At 46.9% G+C, this 8,424-nt stretch carries 6 protein-coding genes; 4 read left to right on the forward strand and 2 right to left on the reverse strand.

All coding sequences use genetic code 11. The annotated features are described in order from the left end of the window. Positions 1-49: 49 nt before the first annotated feature. Together HMPREF1254_RS07085 and HMPREF1254_RS07090 are read right to left on the reverse strand one after the other, a co-directional pair. Positions 50-1,414 carry an alkaline phosphatase family protein gene (locus tag HMPREF1254_RS07085; RefSeq protein WP_036891167.1) on the reverse strand — a complete coding sequence of 455 codons (1,365 nt, stop codon included), beginning with the start codon at positions 1,412-1,414 and terminating at the stop codon, positions 50-52. Further along, entirely contained in the window at positions 1,414-2,649 is a 1,236-nt protein-coding gene (locus HMPREF1254_RS07090; protein WP_023057980.1) for an Lnb N-terminal periplasmic domain-containing protein, read from the reverse strand. Before HMPREF1254_RS07090 ends, HMPREF1254_RS07085 begins: the two co-directional genes overlap by 1 nt. Before the next feature lie 63 nt (positions 2,650-2,712). Here HMPREF1254_RS07090 and HMPREF1254_RS07095 point away from each other — a divergent pair, with 63 nt between their 5' ends. The 4 genes from HMPREF1254_RS07095 to HMPREF1254_RS07110 all read left to right on the forward strand — a co-directional run bounded on the left by HMPREF1254_RS07095 (position 2,713) and on the right by HMPREF1254_RS07110 (position 8,318). After that, complete coding sequence (locus tag HMPREF1254_RS07095; RefSeq protein WP_023057985.1) at positions 2,713-4,014, forward strand: hypothetical protein; 1,302 nt, start codon at positions 2,713-2,715, stop codon at positions 4,012-4,014. A 30-nt stretch (positions 4,015-4,044) separates the two neighbouring features. Continuing rightward, entirely contained in the window at positions 4,045-4,695 is a 651-nt protein-coding gene (gene lptC / locus HMPREF1254_RS07100; RefSeq protein WP_023057982.1) for an LPS export ABC transporter periplasmic protein LptC, read from the forward strand. A gap of 14 nt (positions 4,696-4,709) precedes the next feature. After that, positions 4,710-5,987 (forward strand): hemolysin family protein, encoded by a 1,278-nt coding sequence (locus HMPREF1254_RS07105; protein ID WP_023057984.1) that lies wholly within the window; start codon positions 4,710-4,712, stop codon positions 5,985-5,987. Positions 5,988-6,176: 189 nt separating this feature from the next. Further along, positions 6,177-8,318: a peptidylprolyl isomerase gene (locus HMPREF1254_RS07110; protein ID WP_023057981.1), complete on the forward strand. Its 2,142-nt coding sequence runs from the start codon at positions 6,177-6,179 to the stop codon at positions 8,316-8,318. Positions 8,319-8,424 lie beyond the last annotated feature (106 nt).

Genomic DNA, 8,424 nt, shown 5'->3' on the forward strand with positions numbered 1-8,424 from the left:
TTTGGTAAATCTGCGCTAACCAATTGTATAACATGCGGTTATGCGGAGCTTACTGAAGCGGTGCCGACTTGCAGGCGTTGGGTGCCCTGATCTGAATGGATTTGGCGATGGTTGGCGCAATGCGGTCAACCTTCACGGGCAAGTTGATGCGTTGTGGTTTGATGCCTGCCCCGTAAAGAATGATGGGGAAAGGTACGAACGACGCGCGTGCGATATAATGGTCTTGATTGTCTTCGTTGTACAACTGCCATCCTGGCGCAACCTCTATGAGCAAATCACCACTGACAGCGGGGTTGTAAGGACTCTCGGTGGCATTGCGAATGCCCGCAATCTGAATGAGGAAGTCTTTCGAACGCGAGATAACATCCTCGTAAGAAAGCAACCTGTCTTCAATGAGCTTGCGATTCAAATATATCTGGTTGCGATAGCATGTCTCCACATAGCGGGCTTGTCCGTAGATGGCCCCAAGGTACATGTTCAGCAGGTTGGCCGTGCGGTTGATGTAGAACGTCCCGGTGGGAATGCGGTATTTGGCGTAGTCTACCTTTGGGTCTTCGGTGTATCCCGTGCTGGTGAGCACGAAGAGTACCCGATTGGCACCTACCGCCTGTTCGATGCGGGTAATGAGCGACGCCAGGGTCTTGTCCAGTCCGCGGTAAACGGCCTCCAAATCCGTGCGCCATGCATCGGTATTGCTGCCTGCAGCCGACAGGGTGACTGACAAAAAGTCGGTAACTTCGTCCTTACCCATGGCATTGTTGACCACGCAGCTCACGGAGGCGTTGCTCACAGCGTCATTCAGTTTCGTCTTCTCTTTGCCGGGTCTGGGCCTGGTGCTGCTATAGGCGTTGATCCATTTGCGGGCTTTTTCGCCGTAATAATTTGACGTTGTCCAGCTTCCGGTCTTCTCATCTATCCAGATGGCGCCATCTGCTGCATGTCCGGCAGACAGCACGGCAGCTTCTCGGTTGGCCGCCAGACCGTAAACGATGGCCGAACCACCGCTCGAAACTTTCAGTTCGTCACCAATGGTGGACGTAGACATGCGTTGTGGTGAGGACTTATGTTGGGTGTCATCAACACAGAACACTGGGCGCAACGTCTTTCGGTCGAGCCACTGCGTGCTGATGATATTATGGTAATAGGGGGTAGTTCCGGTGACGATGGTGGCTATGGCAGAAGCCCGATCGACAGGCGTGAACGGGTAACTGGCAGCTTCGTAGACGCTGCCTCTTTGCAATAGTTTTTTGAAACCGTCTTGGGAATAAAGTGGCGAATAATGCTCTATATAATCGTTTCGCAACTGGTCGATGGTGATGTTCACCACCAATCGCGGCGCAGCTTGTAAGGTTTGCGCCTGAACAGTGGTTCCCGTGAGGGTTGCGACAATCATCGCGGAAAGGCATTTATTCATCATTTTACCGGTTTTCTATAGGTGTGAATCATCAACCATCCATACCTTAAAAGTAAAGACAGTGCCACAATGACCATGCCTTCCGCGTATGTTTGGAAGAAAGCCAACATGAGATTGGCCGCCAACAGCAGGCTGTACAGCTTGATGTAGGAATGAATTCTGCCCATGCGCAAGGCTTTGATGGTGGGGAAGAGGTAGAAAAGGTTGAGCGGACAGAGCAGCAGAATTTGGAAATTCAGTTGTACCGTGGGGTGTTGGGAGAACACCATGGCCAGCAAAATGAGACCGGCTGTGCCTGTGACAAGCATGGCTACGAAGTCGTAAACCCAAAGGATGCGCCCTGTCTTCCATTCAACCAGGCATGTGACGAGCGTCAAGATGAGCAACAGAATGGCACAAATAATTGGTGTGACGGCAGCTTTTTCCACAGGTTTCTCGATGGGTTGAATGAGGTACGACGTGCTTTCTACGAGGTTTCTTCGCTGTCCTTGGCGGTCAATCACAAGGGCATGGGCGAAATCTTCCCGCAGACTATCGGGTAAAAACTGCTGTTGTGCGTTGTCTGTCTTGGCGTCGGCCTTGACCCCGAGCAACAGGTCGTTGCCAAAACGGGCCCATCGATGTTGCTCGTTCCACTGATGAATCATTTGGCGGTACGAGGTGGTGACGTTCTTGTTCTCCGCATACAGCACGTTACCGTTGATGTGGTTGACAATCATATCGCGTGCCCGGGTGGTGCAATTGTCATAAAAATAGTTGTATCGATACACGCGGTTCTCGGGCCGGTAGTTCACGTCAATGGCTTGCGTGATGGCCCATTTTTCTTCTCTGGTGAGGTTGAGCTGTTGTTCTTTCACCCAACTACCTCTGCGGGCGTATGAGGCAATGAAGTCATTGATGTCTTGAATGCCCATCTCGTAGTCAGTAAGCCCGAACACAAAGCGTAAGATGAAGTAGCTTTTCTGGAAGGAGAACATGCCATAGTTGACGACGATGTCTTGCTGTCGGCCTACATCGTTGTAGTGAATGGCGGTGTGGCCGTAATACGAATAGATTTGGTCGCCGGGTCCACAAGTGAGTAAGCTAATCTTGACCGAGTCCATACTTTTGAGTAGGACGCTGTCTACTTGCGCATTGGTTTGCTGCGTGGTCAAAAGGACTGCAACCAATACCAGTAAATACTTTAAATGCGTGGTAAAACGTTTCACGATGCAAAAATAACTTATATTTCCCACTTAATGTGCGTTTAATTAGAAAATTTTCGATATTTTTGCATCCAAAATAGAAATCAGAACAGAATGAAAAAAGTAGCAGGTGCCCTTTTGTTGGCAGCTTTCACTATATCTACGTTTGCTCAAAGTGGTACGAATTCTCCTTATAGCCAGTATGGTTTGGGTCTGTTGTCTGACCAGACAAGTGGATTCAACCGTGGCATGAACGGATTGGGTTATGGTTTCAGGGAGAACGACCAGGTGAATTTCATCAATCCTGCCTCTTATTCAGCCCTCGATTCGCTCACCTTCGTGTTCGATGCGGGTATCTCTGGGCAACTCACTAATTTCGCTGAGAATGGTAAAAAGAAGAATGCGAAAAATGCAGACCTTGAATATGTGGTCGCTGGTTTGCGTCTGGCCAAACATTTGGGCTTAAGCTTTGGCTTGGTTCCTTTTACCAACGTTGGATATAATTACGCCAATACATCAACCGTCAACGTGGATGAAAACTACGCAAAGACCACGGCAACCAATACTTACGCTGGCAATGGTGGCTTACACCAGGTGTACTTGGGGACGGGATGGGCACCCTTCAAGGGATTCTCTTTGGGTGCCAATATCTCTTATTTGTGGGGATTGTTGAACCGATCGGTCGTGAACAGCTACAATGACCAGTCGGTTAATACCGTTTCAAAGTATTATTCGGCACGGGTGAGGAATTACAAATTGGATTTAGGATTGCAATATACGGCTCAATTGTCGAAGAAAGATCAGGTTACCTTGGGCGCTGTGTATAGTCTGGGACATAAACTTGGTGCCGATCCAACATTGGATGTCATCTCACGAAATCCGCAGACTGGCGTGCAAGACACTACCGCCTATAGCATTACCAACGGCCTGGGACTGCCTACAGCTATTGGAGGAGGATTGGCTTGGAACCACCAAAACCAATGGAAGTTTGGCGTTGATTATCTGCTGCAACAGTGGTCAAAAACCGAATATCCTGTTTATTCCATCGCCAATGGCGTGCCACAGTACGCTCTGTCGAAGAATCAATTCAATGACCGGCATCGATTTACGGTCGGTGGAGAGTTCTGTCAAGATTTGAACAGTCGCAATTTCTTCAAACGAATCCGCTATCGGTTAGGTGCTTCCTATGCCACACCTTATATGAAAGTAAATGGTGTGGATGGACCAAAAGAAATCAGCGTGAGTGCTGGTTTCGGCATTCCCATCGTCAATGCTTACAACAATCGGTCGTTGTTGAATATCTCTGCGCAGTGGGTTCGACAGGATTCGAAGGCCTTTATCACAGAGAATACGTTTCGTATCAATATCGGACTGACCTTCAACGAGCGTTGGTTTGCTAAATGGAAGGTTAATTAATCTGCTTTGTGAGGCAGGGAAGGTAACTGAATGGTCAAGAAGTCTGTCATACCTATCTTATTATTGTTGCACATTTTGTTTTTCATTTCGTGCGAAAAACAGAGGGAACATATTGCGCCTGCCATTCATGAACGCGACTCGGTGCCTATGATGACTACCTATGGGGTGAACCAGTTGATATCCGATTCGGGCGTCATCAAGTATAAAATAGTGACAGAACGATGGGAAATCTACCAAAATGAAACCTCTCAAAAGTCGGTTTTCATCAAGGGAGCTTTCTTGGAACAGTTTGATGAGAGCTTCCATGTGCAGTCGTACATCCAATGCGATACGGCCTACTATTACACCGACAAGCAGCTTTGGGAACTGCGAGGACGGGTGAAGATATTGACCAAAGACGGACTGGACTTTACCAGTGAGGAGTTGTTTCTGGATCGTCGTGCACACGAGTTGTATTCGCGTAAGTACTCAAAACTTGTCACTCCCAAGCGAACGCTGCAAGGAAGTTATTTCAGAAGTGATGAGCGGATGACCCGATACCTGGTGACTAACAGTCGGGGATCGTTTGAAAAATCCGACTTTACAGGCGAGTCTGACACCACTACCGTGGCAGTAGATAGCCTCAATACTTTCAGTCGTCCGCAAGCAGCACCACGACCTAAGTTGCCAACGACCCCTTAATAAGGTTTTGAACAATGAATGAACAAGTTGATTTAGCGCTGATTATCGGCATTCTCATCACGATGGTTCTCTCTGCTTTCTTTTCTGGAATGGAGATAGCTTTCGTGTCCAGCAATCGTATGCTCGCACAGATGGACAAGGAGAAGATGGGTATTTCGAAGCGCTTCTTGTCTCTTTTCTTCAACAACCCCAACAGCTTTGTCAGCACTATGCTGGTGGGAAACAACATTGTGCTGGTGGTATATGGTATCTTAATTGCGCGTCTCTTTGATCAAACAATCTTTGCCGGGATGGATGCCGCATTCACCGTGCCGGCAGATACGGTGCTATCGACGCTGATTATCTTGTTTACGGGCGAGTTTTTGCCGAAGACACTCTTCCAAAGTAACCCCAACCGACTGATGCAGGTGTTCGCTTTTCCAGCCTATTTGTTTTACGTCATCCTATGGCCCATCAGCCGTTTCGCAACCTTTTTATCAGGTTTGATTCTTCGATTGTTTAGGGTTCACATTCCGAAAGACGCAATCTCGGGTGGATTTTCCAAGGTTGATTTGGATTATCTGATTCAATCAAGCATTGATAACGCACGCAGTAATGAGGAGATAGAGAATGAGGTGAAAATCTTCCACAATGCACTCGACTTCCCAGATACGAAGGTGCGCGACTGCATGGTGCCGCGAACTGAGATTAATTCGGTAGACATCAATACGTGCACACTCGATGAATTGAGACAGAAATTCATTGAGAGTGGTAATTCAAAAATCATTGTTTACACGGAGGATATCGATCACATCAAAGGCTATATCCACAGTTCAGAACTTTTTAAAAATCCTTCTTCATGGAAAGATGGTATCCGTTCCATGCCCTTTGTGCCTGAAACCATGCCCGCACAGAAGCTCATGCAAATACTATTGCAGCAGAAAAAAAGCCTGGGAGTGGTGGTGGATGAGTTCGGAGGAACTAGTGGTATCGTTTCTTTGGAGGACATTGTGGAGGAGATATTCGGTGAGATAGAGGACGAACACGACAGCCTGAAATATGTCGCCAAGCAGACTGGTGAGCATGAATATCTGTTGTCGGCTCGGCTAGAGATAGACAAGGTGAATGAAATGTTTAACTTAGATTTGCCCGAAAGCGAGGAATACATGACGGTTGGAGGCTTGATTTTGAATGCCTATCGTAGCTTCCCGAAGTTGAATGAGATTGTAAAAATAGAAAAATTCGAGTTCAAGATTATCAAGAACGCAACGGCTAAAATAGAGTTGGTTCAGCTAACGGTTTTGCCTGAATAGCCTGATAAATAGGCTAGAACGCAAAATTTCAACTGAAAAATTCATGCGTTTGATAAGAATTTAGTATTTTTGTACGCATTTTGTAGGTAACTCACAATACCATGACACAGGTAGTTATGTTATTTTGTAGTACGAACAATGCTTCAAGACGAATATAAAAAACAAAAAAATAAAACAGTATAATTAACAATGGCAGCATTAGGAAAAATTAGAAAAAGAGGCCTGATCTTGATTAGTATTATCGGTTTGGGTCTTTTTGCGTTTATTGCTGAAGAGGGATTTCGTTCATGCGAAGCATCACGAAACGACCGACGTCAGCAGGTAGGCGAAGTGTTAGGTGAGAAAGTCAGCGTGCAAGACTTTCAAAAGCTCATTGATGAGTATTCGGAAGTCATCAAGATGCAACAGGGTGTGAACAACCTCAATGAAGCGCAGTTGAACCAAGTGAAAGACATGGTTTGGCAAACTTACATTCAAACCAAGGTGGTGGAGAATGAAGCCAACAAGCTGGGACTGACCGTCACCGATGCCGAATTGCAGAATATCTTGAATGAAGGAACCAACCCCATGTTGATGCAGACACCGTTCGTGAATCAACAAACGGGTCGCTTTGATGCGAATTCGCTGAAGAAGTTCCTCGCTGATTACAAGACACAGCAGACCGCCAATCCACAACTTGCAGAGCAGTACCAGGCATTGTACAAGTATTGGACGTTCATAGAGAAGACACTTCGCCAACAATTGCTGGCGCAAAAATATCAAAGTCTTCTTGCAAGTTGCATCCTCTCTAACCCTATTGAGGCCAAAATGGCATACAAAGAGGCCAATGAGGAGAGTCAGATAGAGCTGGCCACGTTCCCTTATTCAAGCATTGAAGATAGCAAGGTGAAAATTTCTGACGCTGACTTGAAGGCGAAATACGAAGAAGTGAAGGGTCGTTTTAAGCAGTATGTAGAAAGTCGTGACATCAAGTATGTGACGGTGCAGGTAACACCTTCCGCTAGCGATCGTGCGGCTTTGCAGAAGTCATTCACGCAATATACAGCCGACTTGGCCGCTGCAACCGACCCTGCAAACGTTGTTCGCAAGAGTACGTCTTTGGTGAACTATTTAGGTTTGCCTGTTGCCAAGACAGCTTATGCGTCTGACATCGCCGACAGACTTGATTCCATGGCTGTTGGACAGACCTTTGGTCCGTTCGAAAGTCAGATGGATAACACGTTGAATGTCATCAAACTGGTTTCTAAACAATTGTTGCCCGACTCGGTGCAGTACCGCCAAATTCAGGTAATGGGTGCGACAGCCGACGAAGCTCAGAAGCGTGCTGACTCCATTTACACCGCATTGAACGGTGGTGCCGACTTCGAGTTGATGGCCAAAAAATATGGACAAACGGGCGAAAAGACCTGGTTGACGACCGCACAATATCAGCAAGCTCCGTCTATGGACGCTGATACAAAGACGTATATCAATACACTCAATAATCTTGGCGTCAGCGAAACGAGAAACATGAAGCTGGGCCAAGGCAACGTTATCATACAGGTTGTTGACCGCAGGGCGATGATCAACAAATATACGGCTGCCGTCATTAAGAAGACCATCGATTTCTCTAAGGAGACTTATTCAGCCGCCTATAACAAGTTCAGCTCATTTGTTAGTGCTAACCAAACACCAGATAAAATCGCTAAGAATGCAAAAGGCAGTGGTTACACGGTGCAGGAAGCAAAGGATATCACCACTTCTACACATACATTAGTGGGCATTAACGACACTCGTGACGCTCTGAAATGGTTGTTCGAGGCGAAAGAAGGTGAAATATCTCCGATGTACGAGTGTGGTAACAACGACCAGTTGTTGCTCGTGGTGCTTGATAAGATTCATCCAAAGGGCTATCGTCCTTACGATGATCCACAAGTGAAGGAGATGTTGAAGGCTGAGGTAATGCGTGACAAGAAGGCCGAACAGCTCATGGCTAAGGCTAAGGATGTGAAGTCTGTGTCAGCTGCTAAGGCGAAGGGAGCTACCGTTGCTCCTGTCAATCAGGTAACCTTCTCGGCACCAGTGTTTGTGATGAGTACGGGTGCCAGTGAGCCTGCTTTGAGTGGTGCGGTTGCTGCTACGGCTAAAGGACAATTCTCTGCCAAGCCTGTTAAGGGTAATGCAGGCGTTTATGTCTTCCAAGTAACCAATAGAACGACCCGCCCAGGTAAGTTTGATGCCAAGACTGAAGAAGAAAAGGCACGGCAGAAGGCATTGCAGTTTGCAGGCAACTTCATGAACGAATTGGTGATAAAGGCCGGCGTAGTTGATGATCGCTACTTGTTCTTCTAATGCGATAGATATCAAATCGCTCATCGTTAGGGTGGCTCATTCTATATCATTGGCCAACTAACGTTGCATCGAAATATAAAAAACTCCGCGTACTTGTTTGAGTACG

This window comes from Prevotella sp. BV3P1 (assembly GCF_000479005.1).
In the GTDB taxonomy this organism is placed as follows: domain Bacteria; phylum Bacteroidota; class Bacteroidia; order Bacteroidales; family Bacteroidaceae; genus Prevotella.

Bases quoted from the DNA above. Each gene is read 5' to 3' on its own strand.
- HMPREF1254_RS07095 (WP_023057985.1), top strand. From the start codon at position 2,713: ATGAAAAAAGTAGCAGGTGCCCTTTTGTTGGCAGCTTTCACTATATCT.
- HMPREF1254_RS07085 (WP_036891167.1), bottom strand. From the start codon at position 1,414: ATGAATAAATGCCTTTCCGCGATGATTGTCGCAACCCTCACGGGAACC.
- HMPREF1254_RS07105 (WP_023057984.1), top strand. From the start codon at position 4,710: ATGAATGAACAAGTTGATTTAGCGCTGATTATCGGCATTCTCATCACG.
- lptC (WP_023057982.1), top strand. From the start codon at position 4,045: ATGGTCAAGAAGTCTGTCATACCTATCTTATTATTGTTGCACATTTTG.
- HMPREF1254_RS07110 (WP_023057981.1), top strand. From the start codon at position 6,177: ATGGCAGCATTAGGAAAAATTAGAAAAAGAGGCCTGATCTTGATTAGT.